Source organism: Nonomuraea sp. NPDC049714, assembly GCF_044465295.1.
Lineage (GTDB): Bacteria > Actinomycetota > Actinomycetes > Streptosporangiales > Streptosporangiaceae > Nonomuraea.
The window spans coordinates 702,435-718,220 of record NZ_JBITLM010000001.1; the positions used below are offsets into that span (position 1 = coordinate 702,435).

16 protein-coding genes are annotated in these 15,786 nt (G+C 72.1%); 8 read left to right on the forward strand and 8 right to left on the reverse strand.

From position 1 onward, the window contains the following. Nucleotides 1-258 precede the first annotated feature (258 nt). Nucleotides 259-1,545: an isocitrate lyase gene (gene aceA, locus ACIBQX_RS03340; protein ID WP_397000090.1), complete on the forward strand. Its 1,287-nt coding sequence runs from the start codon at nt 259-261 to the stop codon at nt 1,543-1,545. Nucleotides 1,546-1,672: 127 nt separating this feature from the next. Here aceA and ACIBQX_RS03345 read toward each other — a convergent pair whose 3' ends face one another. After that, the gene (locus tag ACIBQX_RS03345; RefSeq protein ID WP_397000092.1) at nt 1,673-2,560 is read right to left on the reverse strand and encodes an NAD(P)-dependent oxidoreductase; all 888 of its coding nucleotides are present in this window, start codon (nt 2,558-2,560) and stop codon (nt 1,673-1,675) included. Between the two features lie 31 nt (nt 2,561-2,591). Between ACIBQX_RS03345 and ACIBQX_RS03350 the strand changes: the two genes are divergently transcribed. Continuing rightward, nucleotides 2,592-2,942: a winged helix-turn-helix transcriptional regulator gene (locus ACIBQX_RS03350; protein WP_397000094.1), complete on the forward strand. Its 351-nt coding sequence runs from the start codon at nt 2,592-2,594 to the stop codon at nt 2,940-2,942. Nucleotides 2,943-3,143: 201 nt separating this feature from the next. On the opposite strand, the gene ACIBQX_RS03355 is transcribed toward ACIBQX_RS03350, so the two are convergent. Both ACIBQX_RS03355 and ACIBQX_RS03360 read right to left on the reverse strand, forming a co-directional pair. After that, nucleotides 3,144-4,826, reverse strand: a complete 1,683-nt coding sequence (locus tag ACIBQX_RS03355; protein WP_397000096.1) for a protein kinase — start codon at nt 4,824-4,826, stop codon at nt 3,144-3,146. 152 nt (nt 4,827-4,978) lie between these two features. Continuing rightward, nucleotides 4,979-5,815, reverse strand: coding sequence for a siderophore-interacting protein (locus tag ACIBQX_RS03360; protein ID WP_397000098.1), 837 nt, complete (start codon nt 5,813-5,815; stop codon nt 4,979-4,981). A gap of 170 nt (nt 5,816-5,985) precedes the next feature. Here ACIBQX_RS03360 and ACIBQX_RS03365 point away from each other — a divergent pair, with 170 nt between their 5' ends. Then, nucleotides 5,986-7,224, forward strand: a complete 1,239-nt coding sequence (locus ACIBQX_RS03365; protein ID WP_397000100.1) for an acyltransferase family protein — start codon at nt 5,986-5,988, stop codon at nt 7,222-7,224. On the opposite strand, the gene ACIBQX_RS03370 is transcribed toward ACIBQX_RS03365, so the two are convergent. Beyond that, nucleotides 7,225-8,232 (reverse strand): alpha/beta hydrolase, encoded by a 1,008-nt coding sequence (locus tag ACIBQX_RS03370; protein ID WP_397000102.1) that lies wholly within the window; start codon nt 8,230-8,232, stop codon nt 7,225-7,227. Nucleotides 8,233-8,302: 70 nt separating this feature from the next. Here ACIBQX_RS03370 and ACIBQX_RS03375 point away from each other — a divergent pair, with 70 nt between their 5' ends. The 3 genes from ACIBQX_RS03375 to ACIBQX_RS03385 are packed head-to-tail and all read left to right on the forward strand — an operon-like array spanning nt 8,303 to nt 10,762. Continuing rightward, complete coding sequence (locus ACIBQX_RS03375; RefSeq protein ID WP_397000104.1) at nt 8,303-9,205, forward strand: ABC transporter permease; 903 nt, start codon at nt 8,303-8,305, stop codon at nt 9,203-9,205. Next, entirely contained in the window at nt 9,198-9,986 is a 789-nt protein-coding gene (locus ACIBQX_RS03380) for an ABC transporter permease (RefSeq protein WP_397000106.1), read from the forward strand. Before ACIBQX_RS03375 ends, ACIBQX_RS03380 begins: the two co-directional genes overlap by 8 nt. 2 nt (nt 9,987-9,988) lie before the next feature. Beyond that, nucleotides 9,989-10,762, forward strand: a complete 774-nt coding sequence (locus ACIBQX_RS03385) for an ATP-binding cassette domain-containing protein (RefSeq protein WP_397000107.1) — start codon at nt 9,989-9,991, stop codon at nt 10,760-10,762. On the opposite strand, the gene ACIBQX_RS03390 is transcribed toward ACIBQX_RS03385, so the two are convergent. Continuing rightward, nucleotides 10,756-11,196: a hypothetical protein gene (locus tag ACIBQX_RS03390; RefSeq protein ID WP_397000109.1), complete on the reverse strand. Its 441-nt coding sequence runs from the start codon at nt 11,194-11,196 to the stop codon at nt 10,756-10,758. The genes ACIBQX_RS03385 and ACIBQX_RS03390 overlap by 7 nt on opposite strands. A gap of 156 nt (nt 11,197-11,352) precedes the next feature. Here ACIBQX_RS03390 and ACIBQX_RS03395 point away from each other — a divergent pair, with 156 nt between their 5' ends. Both ACIBQX_RS03395 and ACIBQX_RS03400 read left to right on the forward strand, forming a co-directional pair. Next, nucleotides 11,353-11,892 carry an MFS transporter gene (locus ACIBQX_RS03395; RefSeq protein ID WP_397000111.1) on the forward strand — a complete coding sequence of 180 codons (540 nt, stop codon included), beginning with the start codon at nt 11,353-11,355 and terminating at the stop codon, nt 11,890-11,892. A 49-nt stretch (nt 11,893-11,941) separates the two neighbouring features. Further along, a complete protein-coding gene (locus ACIBQX_RS03400; RefSeq protein WP_397000113.1) occupies nt 11,942-12,652 on the forward strand; it encodes a YcnI family protein in 711 nt (236 codons plus the stop codon). A gap of 44 nt (nt 12,653-12,696) precedes the next feature. Here the strand turns inward: ACIBQX_RS03400 and ACIBQX_RS03405 are convergent, their stop codons facing one another. From ACIBQX_RS03405 to ACIBQX_RS03415, 3 genes are read right to left on the reverse strand one after another with little or no spacing between them, the layout of a single operon-like run. After that, on the reverse strand, nt 12,697-13,647 hold the full coding sequence (locus ACIBQX_RS03405) for an ABC transporter permease (RefSeq protein WP_397000115.1): 951 nt from the start codon (nt 13,645-13,647) through the stop codon (nt 12,697-12,699). After that, nucleotides 13,634-14,599: an ATP-binding cassette domain-containing protein gene (locus ACIBQX_RS03410; protein ID WP_397000117.1), complete on the reverse strand. Its 966-nt coding sequence runs from the start codon at nt 14,597-14,599 to the stop codon at nt 13,634-13,636. Before ACIBQX_RS03410 ends, ACIBQX_RS03405 begins: the two co-directional genes overlap by 14 nt. Beyond that, complete coding sequence (locus tag ACIBQX_RS03415; RefSeq protein ID WP_397000119.1) at nt 14,596-15,771, reverse strand: outer membrane lipoprotein carrier protein LolA; 1,176 nt, start codon at nt 15,769-15,771, stop codon at nt 14,596-14,598. The genes ACIBQX_RS03410 and ACIBQX_RS03415 overlap by 4 nt, the downstream gene beginning before the upstream one ends. Nucleotides 15,772-15,786 lie beyond the last annotated feature (15 nt).

The window sequence follows — 15,786 nt, forward strand, 5'->3', positions numbered from 1 at the left end:
GACGGAAAATCCGCATATCTTCTAGCCGCTACGCCGGTGGGTGGCGGATCTCCGCCGGCCGAGCGGGGGCTCGGCTTTCCACGGCTGACATTGGTCTAGTCCAACGGGAAAATTTCCGATTTCTTCTCAGATGAACACGCGGTCACAGTTGACAAACCATGAAGACTGACGATTTTTCTCTCCTTGGTGGGCTATGTGGAGGTGTGGGGCAGGGCAGAGACTCGGCATGAGCCCCAGGGGACGAAAAGGAGTGACCCGATGAACGATCGCCTCAAGGGACCTGCCGAGCAGCTGCAGGACGAATGGGACAACGACCCTCGCTGGGAGGGCATCGAGCGGACCTACAGCGCCGAAGACGTGATCAAACTGCGCGGGAGCGTCCAGGAGGAGCACACGCTGGCCCGGCTCGGCGCCGAGCGGCTGTGGCGCCTGCTGCACACCGAGGACTACGTGCACTCGCTGGGCGCGCTGACCGGCAACCAGGCCGTGCAGCAGGTGAAGGCGGGGCTGCAGGCCATCTACCTGTCCGGCTGGCAGGTGGCCGCCGACGCGAACCTGGGCGGGCAGACGTACCCGGACCAGAGCCTCTACCCGGCCAACTCCGTGCCCGCCGTCGTGCGCCGCATCAACAACGCGCTGCTGCGGGCCGACCAGATCACCTGGTCGGAGGGCGTCGCCGACAGCCCGCACTGGCTGGCCCCGATCGTGGCCGACGCCGAGGCCGGCTTCGGCGGCGTGCTGAACGCCTTCGAGCTCATGAAGGGCATGATCGCCGCCGGCGCGGCGGGCGTGCACTGGGAGGACCAGCTCGCCTCCGAGAAGAAGTGCGGCCACCTCGGCGGCAAGGTCCTCATCCCGACAGGCCAGCACGTCAAGACCCTGAACGCCGCCCGCCTCGCCGCGGACGTCGCCGGAGTCCCCTCACTGATCATCGCGCGGACCGACGCCCAGGCCGCGACGCTCCTGACCAGTGACGTGGACCCCCGCGACCAGGCGTTCATCACCGGCGAGCGCACCGCCGAGGGCTTCTACCGCGTCCGCAACGGCCTGGAGGCCTGCGTCGCCCGCGGCCTGGCCTACGCGCCGCACTCCGAGCTCCTCTGGATGGAGACCGGCACCCCGGACCTCGACGTCGCCCGCCGCTTCGCCGAGGCGATCAAGGCGGAGTATCCCGACCAGCTGCTGGCCTACAACTGCTCACCGTCCTTCAACTGGAAGCAGCACCTGGACGACTCCACCATCGCCAAGTTCCAGCGGGAGCTGGGGCACATGGGGTACAAGTTCCAGTTCATCACGCTGGCCGGGTTCCACTCGCTGAACTACTCGATGTTCGACCTCGCCCAGGGGTACGCGACCGACGGCATGAGCGCGTACGTGGAGCTGCAGGAGGCCGAGTTCGCCGCCGAGGCGCAGGGCTACACCGCCACCCGTCACCAGCGGGAGGTCGGCACCGGCTACTTCGACCTGGTCAGCACGGCCGTCGCCCCCGACTCCTCGACGACGGCGCTCAGGGGCTCCACCGAGGAGGAGCAGTTCGCCCACTGAGCCCGCCCCGATCTCGCCGGCCACCTCCAGGGCATGGGTAGGTTCCCCCGGCGACGGCCGCGCCGGCCTTTCCCCTGGCCGGCGCGGCCACTCACCTTAGGCCCGGAACAGCGGCCGGCCGCCGCGCTCAGCGGGGGTTCAGGACGTCGGTGATCCGGATGAACCCGTCCGTGCCGTGCCCCCGTCCGATGGTGCGGCGCGCCAGCCCTTCGGCCGCACGCATCACGCCCGCGTCGATGCCATGGCCCTCGGAGGCGTGCACGATGTGGGCCATGGACGACGCGGCCGAGGTGATCGGGTTGTCCGCGCCGGAGAACCGGCCGCTGTCCACTTCGTCCGCGGTCTCCGCGAAGATCGGCGGCAGGATCGCGCCGATGCCCTGCGCGAACGGCGCCAGCTCCCGCGCGGTGATCCCCTCGGCCCGCGCCACGGCCAGCGCGTGCGCATAGCCCGTCATCGCGGTCCAGAAGATGTCCAGCAGGGCGATGTCGTACGCCGCCGCCCGGCCGATGTCGGCGCCGAGGTGGGTGTGGGCGCCACCCAGGGCGTCCAGCACCGGCCGGTGCTCCCGGTAGAGCTCCTCCGGGCCGCTGTGCAGGAACACCGCGTCCGGTGTGCCGATGGTCGTGGTCGGCGTCATGATCGCGCCGTCCAGGTATCCGATGCCGTGCTCGGCCGCCCAGGCCGCGCTGTCCCGGGCCCGGCCGGGGGTGTCGGCGGTCAGGTTCGCCACCGTGCGCCCCTTGAGCGCCTCGGCCACGGCGGCGCGGCGCAGCACGGCGTCGGCCGCGTCGTAGTTCACCACGCAGACCACGGTCAACCGGCTCGCGGCGACCGCCTCCTCCGGCGACCCGGCGGCGACCGCGCCCCGCTCGGCCAGCTCCCGGTCCTTGCCCGGCGTCCGGTTCCAGATCGTGACCCGCAGGCCCGCGTCCAGGAAGGCGGCGGCCAGAGCCCGGCCCATCGGACCCAGACCGAGCACGGTGACGGCAGACTGTTCCATGTGCGAGGTCATGCCTCAGCTCCTCACTGATCAAAGGATGAAAATGACACGCAGCCGTGCCCAGGATCCGAACGTCTGCGGCGTGACCGCCGCGATCGCCGTGATCGACGGCAAGTGGAAATCGATCCTGCTCTGGATCCTGGAGTCCGGTCCGCACCGGCCCGGCGAGCTGCGCCGGCGGCTGCCGGGCCTCACCGAGAAGGTGCTGACTCAGACGCTGCGGGAGATGGAGGCCGACGGGCTGGTCCGCCGCGAGGTGCACGACGTGTTGCCGTTGAAGACCGTCTACTCCCTGACCGCGTTCGGCCGCGAGCTTTCCGAGGCGCTGGCGCCCCTCTCCGACTGGGGCCATCGCCGTCTGGAGAGGCTGGCCGAGTCCCAGCCGGCCTCCTGACGCACCGCACCTCCCCACTCCGGATCCGTCGGCCCCTGCGACCAAGCTTCGGGCCACCCGGACTTACCGACAAGTACCCACAAAAAGGTGGGTACTCGACCGTCAACAGAGCTCGGGACGGTCACCGCTGGAAGAGGCGGGTACCTGACCGTCACGAGAGCTCGGGACGGCGATCTTCGGAGAAGAGGCGGTACCCGACCGTCACGAGGTGGGGGCGGCGGTCGCCGTCGGGGTGGCCGGGTCGGACACCGACGGGCCCGGTGACTCGCCGGGGCCGTCCTGCGGGATGGTGCTGATGGACACCGACGGCCGAGGGCAGTCCGGTCGGCCACGCCTGGCACGTGGCCGGTTCACGCAGGCGCCCGGCTCCTCACCGCCGGGGACGCCCACGGGATCGTCGTCCGGAGGGGGCTTGGTGGCGTGCCGCTCCAGGGGAGGGCCGACCACGGCGAACGGCGCCGTACCCCGGGTGCGCGTCACCGGGGCCGTGGGGGTGGCGGCCTCCCGGACGCCGGGGGTCGGGACGGCGGCGGTCGGAGCCGCGACGGTAGGGGTGGCGGGGGGCGCGTCGGCGGTCCGGGAGGCCGGCGGGCGCCTCGCCGACCCGGTCGTGGCGTGCAACCACACGACCGGCGGTTCGTCCGGCGACCGGGCCCCGCCGCCGATGCTCAGCCCTTCGCCTCCGGTGGCCGTGAACACGGTGACGGCCGCGATGGACACCGTGGCCAGGGCGGCGAGACCGGCATGCGCCAGATGCGCGCCACTCCTGCCCTGCCTCCGCCGCCGAGCGCGCCCGGTGCGCGCAGGCGCCGCGGGCGCCACCACGACCGGCCCGCGATCCACGACGACCTCGACCGCCCGGCGGTCCACGACCACGCCGGCGGCACCGGCGGCACCGGCCGCACCGCGATCCGGTGCCCGCCGGCCGCCGGGCGCTGGAATGCCGTCCCGTACCCGGCCCCCTCCCGCCGGGTACGGGACGGCACTCCAGATCTCCTCCAGCACGCCGCCGACCGCCGCGCGCAGGTCCCCGGGCTCGCCCACCCCGCCACCCGCCAGCAGCGCGCGCAGGAGGTCGGCCGCCTTGGGGCGGTCGGCGGCGTCCTTCGCCAGAGCCGCCACCACGGCGGGGCGAAGGAGTCCGGGTACGCTCGCCACGCGCGGCTCCTCGAACAGGATGCGTCTGGCGAGCTCATCGGGCTCGCCGCCGCCGAAAGGGTGATGGCCGGTGGCGGCGAAGGCGACCAGGCAGCCCCACGCGAACACGTCGGAGGCGGGCACCGCCGGGCCGCCGGTCAGGCACTCGGGCGCCACCCAGCCGTGGCTGCCCATGACCTGCCCGGCCTGCGTGTGCGCGAAGAGGGTGTCGACGTCACGGGCGATGCCGAAGTCGATCACCCGGGGGCCACGCGGGGACAGCAGCACGTTGCCCGGCTTGAGGTCCCGGTGCACCAGGGCCGCGTCGTGCACGGCGACCAGCGCTGCCACCGCGCCGAGGGCCACCCCGTAGGCGAGATCGGGGGTCAGCGCGCCACGGGCCGCGATGACCTGGGACAACGCCGGGCCCGGGAGGTACTCCGTCACCAGGTAGGGACGGTCCCCGTCCACGCCGTCCTCGATGACCGCAGCCGTACAGAACGGCACCATCCTGCGTGAGAAGGCCACTTCCTCGGCGAAACGGGCGCGGAGCGTGGGATCCTTCAGGTGCGGTGCGTGCGGCGTCTTGAGCGCGACGAAGCCGCCTCCGGGAGGCTCGGCCAGATAGACGATGCCCATGCCGCCGACGCCGAGGCGGCCGAGCAGCAGGTGCCGGCCGATCATGACCGGGTCGCCCACCGTCAGCGGCCGCACGCCCGGGGGCAGGTCGCTCGCACCACGCGCCATCCACGTTCGCCTCTCCTGTCAGGAACCCGGCAAGCCACACTGTGGCCCTCCTGATCAGGTGGTGGCGCATGACGTTCACAAGCGGTATCGGAGGTAAGGCGTTCGTACCTTTTGGGAGAGTAAGTGGTGTGACGGGATGGTCTGCAGGGACGTCAGCCGAGTTCGGCGGCCTCTTCGGTCTCGACCTGCTGGTTCCAGTCCTTCTTGACCGCCCGCCAGGCCTCGTCGTCCACCCCGAGCCGCCAGTAGCCGGAGATGGACAACCGCGCCATCGGCACCCCGGCCTCCACCCGCAGCAGGCGGCGGAGCTCCTTGACGAAGCCCGCCTCCCCGTGCACGAACGCCTGCACGTCGCCGCCCGGCAACTCCAGCCCGCGCACCGCTTCGACCAGCGCCTCGCCGACCCGGCGGCCGTTGCGGTAGAGCCAGGTGAGGTGCACGTCGCCGTACGTCCGCACCTTGATCTCCTCCGCGGGCCCCTCCACCTCGACGAACGCGTGCGCCCTGGCCCCTTCGGGCATCGCCTCCAGGGAGGCGGCGATGGCGGGCAGCGCGCTCTCGTCGCCGACGAGCAGGTGCCAGTCGGCGGTGGGGTCGGGGGCGTAACCGCCGCCGGGGCCGAGCATGAGGATCTCGTCGCCCGGCACGGCACGGGCGGCCCAGGGTCCGGCCAGGCCCTCGTCACCGTGATAGACGAAGTCGAGCGTCAGCTCACGGCTGTGCGGGTCCCACGCCCGCACGGTGTAGGTGCGCAGGCGGGGCCACAGCTCGCGCGGCATGGTCTCACGTACCTGCTGGACGCTGAAGGGCTGGGGATAGTCGACCCCTTCGTGCGGGAACACGACTTTCACGTAGTGGTCGGTGCAGTCGGAGGTGGTGGCGAAGTCGCGCAGGCCGTCACCCCCGACGATGACCCGGATCATGTGCGGCGAGATGCGCTCGGTACGCAGCACGACGCCTCTATGGTGATCCCTTGGCTTCTCAGCCATACGGACGACTCCTTAGTTAGGTATACCTAACTTACATGCTCCGCGCCGGGAAACCGCTGACGCGCCGTAATATCTCCCCTGCCCGTGGCCTTCTGCCCGATTCGCGGCTCACCTGGCGCCCCTGTCCGGCAGCCAGCAGAATGATCAGTAAGAGGGATCGGAGGCAGACGATGACGGCGCATCCTCCTCCGCGGAGCGCGCGGCGCCCGGAGCTGGACGCGCTGCGCGCCCTGGTGGTGGTCGGCCTGGTGTTCTTCCACTCCTCGCTGGTGTTCGAGACCGACGGCGACTTCTACGTGCGCAACGCCGAGACCACCGAGCTCACCACGATCTTCGCCGCGCTCTGCGTCATCTGGGCGATGCCCCTGCTGTTCCTGGTGTCCGGCCTCGGCGCGTGGCACTCGCTGCGCCGCAGGGGCGCGGGCGGGTTCGCGCTGGAGCGGTTACGCCGGCTCGGCGTCCCGCTGGTGTTCGCCACGCTCGTGCTGCTTCCGTTCCCGCAGTGGCTGCGGCTCAGGGCCGACCCCGCCTACCACGACTCCTACGCGCGGTTCTGGCCGCACTTCTTCGAGGTGCGGCTGGAGCCGTCGGAGTTCCCCTTCATCGTCCAGGGCGCCTCTTACGAGACCGGCCACCTGTGGTTCGTGGTGCTGCTGCTGGTCTATTCGCTGCTGCTCGCGGGGCTCGCCCGCCGGGTGCCGCCCGGTCTCGGCCGCCGGATCCGCGACGGGCTGGGCTGGGCGGCCCGGCGGCGCGGCATGGTGCTGCTGCCCGCCGCGCCCGTCGCGCTGGTCTCCGCCCTGCTGGGGGTGGAGGAGGACTACGGCGGCTGGAGCCGATGGGCGTACCTGCTGTTCTTCCTGTCCGGGTTCGCACTCGCGGCCGACGCGCGGCTGCGCGAGGCGATGCGCCGCGACGCGGTGGTGGCGGCGGTGCTCGGGATCGCGCTGGCGGGGGCCGGGACGCCGCTGTTCCTCATCGCGGGCGAGACGCCCGGCGCCGACCCGTTCATGGACCTGTCGCCGCTGGCGACGACCGCCCGCATCCTGTACGGCGCGGCCGGCTGGTGCTGGCTGGTCGCGATCCTCGGCCTGCTCGACCGGCGCCGACACGCGCCCGCCACCCAGAAAGCCACCCAGAAAGCCACTCAGGAAGCGACTGGGGAAGCCGCCGAGCGGGGTGGGCGCCCGCGCCGGATGTACGACTATCTGGCCGGCGCTGTGCTGCCCGTCTACATCCTGCACCAGCCGGTCGTCGTCGGCGTCGCCTACGTCGTCGTCGGCTGGCGCGCGCCCGTCGCGGTGAAGTTCGCGGTCATCGTCGTCGCCTCGCTCGCCCTCACCTTCGCCGTCTACGACGTGCTGGTCCGGCGCACCCCGGTGACCCGCTTCCTGTTCGGCATGCGCTGATCAGGCCGCGACGTCGCCCTCCGTCACCGGCCCCGTCACCCCCGCCGCGACGGCCAGGAAGGAGGCCATGTGCCGGAAGGCCAGCCGCGCCTCCGGCAGCACGTCCGCCAAGATCGGGAAGACGTGCGGCATGTGCGGCCACTCCTCGTAGGTCACCGGCACCCCGCCCTCCCGGGCGCGGACGGCGACGCGGTGCGCCTCGTCCCTGAGCACCTCGGTCGACCCGGTGACGATCATCAGCGGCGGCAGGCCGGTGAAGTCGCCGAGCACCGGCGACACGAGCGGGTCGCACGGGTCCAGGCCGGAGGTCCAGCGGCGGGCCAGCCAGCGCACCCGCCCCGCCGCGAGCATGGGATCCTGCCAGCGGTTGGCACGCCGGGGAAAGTCCGTCAGATCGGCCCACGGCGACAGGCAGATGGCCGCCGCAGGCAGGGGCAGGCCGCGGTCACGCAGCGCCAGCAGGGTCGCCAGCGTCAGATGACCGCCCGCCGAGTCGCCCGCGATGATCACGTCGGCGGAGTCGTGCCCACGCTTCAGCAGGCAGTCGTAGGCGTCCAGCGCGTCGGCGAGCGAGTCGGCGAGGTGGTGCGCCGGGCCCTGCCGGTAGTCCAGGGCCAGCACCGGACGGCGCGCCACCACCGACAGCCGCCAGGTGATGGGCCGGTGCGTCCTCGGCGAGCAGGAGAAGTAGCCGCCGCCGTGCAGGTAGAGCAGCACCCTGCCCTCGTAGCCCTCGTAGCCCTCGTAGCCCTCGCCGGACCGCTGCCCGGCGCGGATCCACTCGCCGCCGCACGCGGCGAAGGCCGCCGGCGCCACGCTCGCGTGCTCGGGCATGCCCACCGGCACCAGCCTGACCAGCTCGCCCAGCCGGGCGGCGGCGTCGAGCGCGAGGGAGTGACGCAGCAGCAGGTGGGAGGCGGGCTTGAAGGTGCCGTGCATGAGGCCGGTGAGCGCGCGCGCCTGCCAGCTCAGCGGGTAGTCCGGGGTGACGTCCCTGTCCAGGTGCATAACGGTCCTCCAATGATCCCCTTCCCAGCGGAACGACGCTCTACCCGCCGGTAGGCACGTCATATATGCGTTGCGCCGCACCGGGCGGAAACCGGATAATTCCAGGCTGCCTTTTCCAGTCACGCCCGCGTGCGCGGGCCCGGACACGGTCAGTGACCGCGCCCGCACAGTCCGGAGGTGTCACGTCATTCCGCTCTACGCCCGGCTCGTCCGGTACGGCTTCAGAAAACACGCCGCCTACCTCACCGGAGCGCTCGCCGGCGCCTTCACCAACAGCGTGTTCGGCGTCCTGCGGGCCTACATCCTCATCGCGCTGTGGCAGGCCCGGCCCGGCCTGGCGGGCTACGACGTCGCCGACGCCGTCACCTTCTGCTTCATCACCCAGGCCTTCATCGCCCCCATGCAGCTCTTCGGCGGCGGCCTGACCATCCCCGAGCGCATCCGCAGCGGCGACATCGCCCTCGACCTCGTCCGGCCCGCCTCGCTCCAGGCCTGGTCACTGGCCGAGGATCTCGGGCGGGCGGCCTTCCTGCTCCTCGCCCGCGGCCTGCCGCCGATGCTGCTCGGCGCGGTCCTGTTCGGCCTCGTGACGCCCACCGGCGCGACGCAGTGGGCGGGATTCCTCGCCGGCCTCCTGCTCGCCGTGCTGACCAGCTTCGGCTGGCGCTATCTGGTGGCGCTGTCGGTCTGCTGGCTCGCCGACGACCGCGGCGTCAACGTGCTGTCCCTGGTGCTCAGCACGTTCTTCAGCGGCATGATGCTGCCCTTGACGATCTTCCCCGGCTGGCTGGGCGAGCTGGCCAGGGCGCTGCCGTGGGCGGCCATGGTCCAGGCCCCCGCCGACCTCTACCTCGGCAAGGCGCCCGTCCTGGACACCCTGGCCTTCCAGGCGTTCTGGGCCGCGACGCTGATCGGCCTGGGCGCGCTCGCCACCCGCGCGATCCGCTACAAGGTGGTGATCCAGGGTGGTTAGGACGTACGTGCTGCTGGCCTGGACATGGACCCGCGCGGCCGCCGCCTACCCGGCCTCGTTCGCGCTCATGGTCGTGTTCGGCTGCGTCACCGGCGCGCTCGACCTCGCGGTGATCCTGGTGGTCTTCGCCAACACCACCACGCTCGGCGGCTTCTCCCGCGACGAGGTGCTCTTCCTGTACGGCGCCGCCGGTCTCGCCTTCACCCTCTGCGACCTGTTCGTCAGCAACCTCGACCGGATCAGCCAGCACATCAAGGCCGGCACCATGGACACCTTCCTGATCCGGCCGGTGAGCCCCTGGATCCAGATCGCCACCGACCGGTTCGTCCCGACCCGGTTCGGCCGTGTGGTGCTGGCCGGGGCCGTGCTCGGCCACGCGCTCGGGGCGCTGGACCTCGACGGGCGAAGGCTCTGGATGGTGCCCGTCATGGTCGGCTGCGGGGTGGTCATCTTCGCCGCGCTCTGGACGCTGGCCGGCGCGCTGCAGTTCCTGCTGACCGACGCGCCCGAGGTGGCCAACGCCTTCACCTACGGCGGCCAGCAGCTCACCCAGTACCCACTGAACGTCTACGGCCGCGACCTGGTGCGCGGAGCGACGTACGTGCTGCCGCTGGCCTTCATCAACTGGCAGCCGGGCCTGTACGTGCTGGGCCGGGACGACCCGTTCGGCACGCCGGAGTTCCTGCGTTTCCTCGGGCCCGCCGCGGCCCTGGTTCTCGCCCTGCTGGCCGGGTTCGCCTGGCGGCAGGGCATCCGCCGCTATCGATCCACGGGGAGTTGACCATGATCGAGCTTGACCGCGCCGGCCGTGCCTTCAAGGTGAGGCGCACGATCGTGCACGCCGTACAGGACCTGTCGTTCACCGTCGCGCCGGGAGAGTTCGTCGGCTACCTCGGCCCCAACGGGGCCGGCAAGTCCACCACGATCAAGATGCTGTGCGGCATCCTCACCCCCAGCTCGGGCACGGTGCGGGTGGCAGGGCTGGACCCCTCGCGGCGGCGCACGACGCTCGCCCGGCGCATCGGCGTGGTCTTCGGACAGCGCACCACGCTGTGGTGGGATCTGCCGCTCAAGGACAGCTTTGAACTGATCCGGCTCCTTTACAAAGTAGATCGCAAGGTGTTCGCGGCCAGGCTGGCGGAGCTGACCGAGACGCTGGATCTGGGCGCGTTCCTGCGCACTCCGGTGCGTCAGCTCAGCCTGGGGCAGCGGATGCGCGGCGACCTGACCGCCTCGCTGCTGCACGACCCGGACGTGCTGGTGCTCGACGAGCCCACCATCGGGCTGGACGTGGTCAGCAAGGCGAGCATCCGGGCCTTCCTGGCCCGGCTGAACGCCGAGCGCGGCACCACCGTGCTGCTGACCACGCACGACCTGGGCGACATCGAGCGCCTGTGCCGCCGGGTGATGCTGATCGACCACGGGCGGCTGGCCTTCGACGGCACGCTGGACGAGCTGATGGCCTCGGCGCCCGGCCACGCGAGCATCGAGGACGTGGTCACGCACCTGTACACGAGGTCACGCACCCGTACACGAGCGAGCGGTGAGGGTCAGTAGTAGCCGCCCTCGTCGGAGGTCTGCTCGTACTCGTCGTCCTCGTCGTCGTGGTCGCGCGACCAGCGTGACGGCATCAGCACGGGGATGAACAGGGCCACGCCGAGCAGGGCGTACACGCCGCTGGTGAGCAGGGTCCTGGAGCCGGTGGCGGCCTGCCTGACGATCTCGTGCATCGACGGCGCGTCCGGGACGAGGGACAGCGCCCGGTTCATGTCCAGCGCGTAGACGACGGTCCAGGCGAGCAGCACCATCGAGGGGACGAACGTGGCCAGCGGCGACACCCTGCCCGCCACCACCAGGCCCACGACCAGGCCCACCGCGGCCATCGCACCGAGGGCGATCCACAGTTGCTGCCCGCCCGCCGGATTACCCTGGGCGCCGGCCAGGGACTGCTGGACGGCCCAGCCCCCGCCTCCCAGCACGGCCGCGGTCACCACAACTCCGATGAGCAAACCAGCTAAGTGCCGCAACGTTCTCACCTCTATGTCAACGTGGTCGGCACTGACCCTAGCGACAAACGTTGTATATCACCCAGCATTGCGCAGTCCGAGCTTGCCGGCGGCCTTCCCGTGAGAGCATGGAGCACACCCATGCACGCGCACCTGCCACTCAGACTCACCAGGACGGCGGCCTTCGCCGCCGTCTGCGTGACGCTCGCCGCGCTCGCGCACTGGCTCGGCGGTGGCGCCGGCCCCGCCCCCTGGGCGGCGGCGCTGGGCCTGGCCACGGTGTTCGCGCTGGCCATGGCGCTGTCCGGCCGGGAGCGGCCGACGGCGGTCATCAACACCGCGCTCGTCGTGGGCCAGCTCGGCCTGCACGAGCTGTTCGGCGGCGGCGACGGCAGCGCCTACGTCGTCGCGCACCTGCACGGCCAGGGGCTGGGCGACGCGCTCGGCATGCTGGTCGCCCACCTGACGGCCACGCTCATCACCGGCTGCTGGCTGGCGCGCGGCGAGGCCGCGCTGTGGGCGATGCTGCGCCGCCTCGGCGGCCGGCTCGTGCTGCTGCCGCGCCCGCCCGTCCCGCCGTCGATCCGGCCCGCCGCGCCGATCGTGCGCGTACGCGCCGTGCCCATCGCCCCGCTCCTCCGTCACTCCGTCGCCAGGCGCGGTCCTCCGCTGCCCGCCTGAGCTTCTGACACCCTGCATTCCCCCCTGATCACCCAAGTGGAGTCCCCGCATGTCCCTGACGCGCCGTGCCGCGACCGTGCTCGCCGCCACCACCGCTCTCACCATCGGCCTCGCGCTCCCCGCGCTGGCCCACGTCACCATCAACCCGGGCACCGCCGAGCAGGGCGGCTTCAGCAAGGTCGCCTTCCGGGTGCCGAACGAACGCGACGACGCCAAGACGGTCAAGGTCGAGGTGTCCTTCCCCGCCGACCACCCGCTGGCGTTCGTCTCGGTCAAGCCGGTGCCGGGCTGGACCGTCAAGGTCACCGAAGGCAAGCTGCCCAAGCCGGTCACCACCGAGTACGGCGAGCTCACCGAGGCCGTCACCAAGGTCGTCTGGTCCGGCGGTGAGATCGGCCAGGGCGAGTTCCAGGAGTTCGAGGTGTCCATGGGCAAGCTGCCCGAGGGCGTGGACCAGCTCGTCTTCCCGACCAAGCAGACCTACTCCGGCGGCGAGGTGGTCGACTGGGCCGAAGCGCCCAAGGCCGACGGCACCGAGCCCGAGCGTCCGGCGCCGGTGCTCAAGCTCACCCCGGCGTCGAAGGAAGGCGCCGTGACCGCGGCCACCACCGCCGCCTCCGCGGCAGCCCCCTCGGTGACCCCGGCCGCGAACGCCGCCGCCTCCGACGGCACCGCCCGCCTGCTGGGCGGTGCGGGACTCGCCGTGGGCGTCATCGGCGTCGTGGTCGCCGTCCTCGCCCTGCGCCGCCGCCCCGCCTGACCCGCCTCCCGGCCCGTACGGGGACACTTCCCCGTACGGGCTCACTACGAAGTGATGTCCTTGCCGGAGAAGTGCGCCCAGGCGATGGAGAGCGACAAGGTGATGTAGGCGCCGAACGTCAGCAGGCCGCTCATCAGCGCGCCGGTGTCGATCGGGCTGCGCAGCACCGCGTCGAAGCTGGTGAACCGGCTCGGCAGCAGGTAGGGCTCCAGGGCGCTGAGCTGGGGGATCGCCCGCAGCACCTGGCAGACGATGACCAGCACCATGGTGCCCGCGATGGCGCCGATGGGCACCTCGGTGAACACCGACAGGGCCAGCGCGACCGCGGCCAGCGCCGCCATGCCGGCGCCGACGTAGCCGACGCTGATGAGGATCCGCGTCAGGCCCTCGGCCATGCTGATGGTGCTGCCGGACAGCAGCGTCACGGGCCCGGCGGGGAACAGGATCAGTCCCGTGACCAGCGCCGACAGCGCGACGACGGCGGTGACGGCGTAGCCGTACACGACCGCGTTCAGGTATTTGACGGCCAGCAGCCGGGTGCGCCCGGCGGGCGCGGCCAGCAGGTAGCGCAGCGTGCCGGCGCCGGCCTCGCCCGCGATCGAGTCACCCGCCACCACGCTCACGGTGATCGGCATCAGCAGCAGCACCAGGAACGAGAACGAGACGAACGTCAGCATGAGGCTGTTGCCCGCCACGTCCGCGATCATCCCGCCCATCGCCTCGTCCCCCGCGACGATCCTCAGCGTGATGCCGACGATGACGGGCACGCAGGCCACCACGGCCAGCATGACCAGGTTGCGGGGGCGTTTGAAGGTCAGCTCCAGCTCCGAGCCGAGCAGCCGCCAGAACGCCCACGGCCTGCGGGCGGGCGGCGGGGGCGGCGGACCGGGCTCCGCCGGGCGGCGTTCGGCGCTGCTCAGCGTCTCCGCCACGGGCACCAGTCCGGGCAGCCGCCGGGTCCGCGCCTCGGTGGCCGAGGTGTCAGCCGTCGACATCGAAACCCTCTCCCGTCAGTCCGACGAACACGTCTTCCAGGCTCGGCCGTACGACCGCGAACCCGCGGACGGCGACCCCCTCGCCCACGAGGGCGGCGTTGACCTTCTCCGGGGCGTGCCCGTCCAGGGCGGCGCTCACGTCGTCGCCGATCCGCACGTCCTCCAGCCCGAGCTCCCTGAGCACCCGCGCGGCGTCGGCGGGGTCGGGGGTGTCGATCCGCACCCGGGTGGCGCGGCCGCCGCTGAGCGAGGCCATGGTCCCCTGCGCGACCAGCTTGCCGGTGCGCATGATGGCGGCGTGCGTGCACATCTGCTCGACCTCGCCCAGCAGGTGGGAGGAGACGAAGACCGTGGTGCCCGCGGCGGCGATCTCCTTGACCAGCGCGCGTACCTCGCGGGTGCCCTGCGGGTCGAGCCCGTTGGTCGGCTCGTCCAGGATGAGCAGCTCGCGCGGGCCGAGCAGGGCGGCGGCGATGGCCAGCCGCTGGCGCATGCCGAGCGAGAAGTTGCGGTAGCGCTTGCCTGCTGCCGCGCTGAGCCCCACCCGCTCCAGCGCCTGCCCGATCCGCCGCGCGGCGGTCTCGGCGGGCGCCGTGGGGTCGGCGGCGTCGAGCCGGCGCAGGTTGGCCTCGCCGGACAGGTACGGGTAGAAGGCGGGCCCCTCGACCAGCGCCCCGACCCTCGGCAGCGCCTCGGCGCGGGGCAGGCCCAGCAACGAGCACTCGCCTTCGGTGGGCGCGACCAGGCCGAGCAGCATGCGGATCGTGGTGGTCTTGCCCGAGCCGTTCGGGCCCAGGAAGCCGAAGACGGACCCGCGCGGGACGCTCAGGTCGAGCGCGTCGACGGCGACCTGACCGCCGCGGAACCGCTTGGTCAGGCCGCTGGTGACGATGGCGGCGGAGGGCGGGGACGCCCCGAAGGGCGCCCCCGCTTCCAGAGTGACGGTCGTCACTTGACGCCCGCCGCCTTGATGATCTCCTCCTGGGTGACCGCGCCGACCAGCAGCCGGCCGTCGTCGGTCAGCAGGGCGGTGGCAAGCTTGGTCTTGATCAGCTTGCCCGAGCCCCACTCGCCGCTCACCGGGGTGGCGGACTTGAGCACACTGTCGATGAGCGCGGCCGGGTCGCCCTCGCCCCGGTCGCCGAACGGGGAGTCCTCGCCGGCCGGGGTCGCGCCCTCGGACGGCTTGGCCAGGTCCTCCAGCGACCCGGGCAGCACCGCGACGGACGTCCAGCCCTCACCGACGACCTTGACGTCCCCGGCCGCCTTGTGCGCCTCCTTCTCCTGCGCGCGCTGCTCGTCGGTCATCTCCTGCTTGTGCGCGCCGAGCTTCTGCTCCTCCACCTTCGCCCCGGCGGGCGGGGTGAAGGTGAAGTTCTCGGCGGCGGGCGGGGTGAAGGTCACCTGGGTGAAACCGACCTGGAAGGCCGGCTCCGCCGAGCCCTTGGCGAACACCTGCACCTGCAGCGGCACATAGTTCTCGCCGTCGAGCGCCAGGCGCACCTCCTGCACCAGCGAGCCCGCGGCCTTCGGCTTGAGGACGAGCTGGTAGGCCGGGCGGCCCGCCACCTCGGCGGTGTTGGAGACGCTGATCGCCGTGTGCTCGCCGGCCTGGGCCAGCACCATCTCCGCCGCCGCCTGCGGCGTCAGGTCCTCAGGGCGAGGCGTGGCCGAGGTGTCCGGCCGCTCACCGCCCTCCGGGAGCTTCAGGCGGGTGGCGGTGTTGGTGCCGCTGTCCCAGTACCACATCTGGTCGCCGTTGAGGATCAGGTTGGTCTCGGCCAGCTGCGTGGGCATCGCCACGCGCACCTTGTCGTGGGCGCCGTACCAGACCTTCACCTCATGTGACCCCGACAGCAGGCTGAGCGGCGAGCCGCCGCCCGTCTGCGGCAGCGCCGGCAGGCCGAGCGACGCCGTCTGCTGGACGGTGCCGGACATCGGGGGCGGCCCCTCCGACTTGCTCGTCGCCGCCGCGGCGTCGGCCAGCAACTGCTGGGCCGAACGCTCCGGCAGCACCGGATCGCCGCTCACCGCGGCGACCACCGGGCCGGCGCCGATCGCGCCGGCGATCACGGCGGCCGCCGCGATCGGGACCCCCCACCTCATGAACGTGCCTTTACGCATCTCACTCCCTAACGG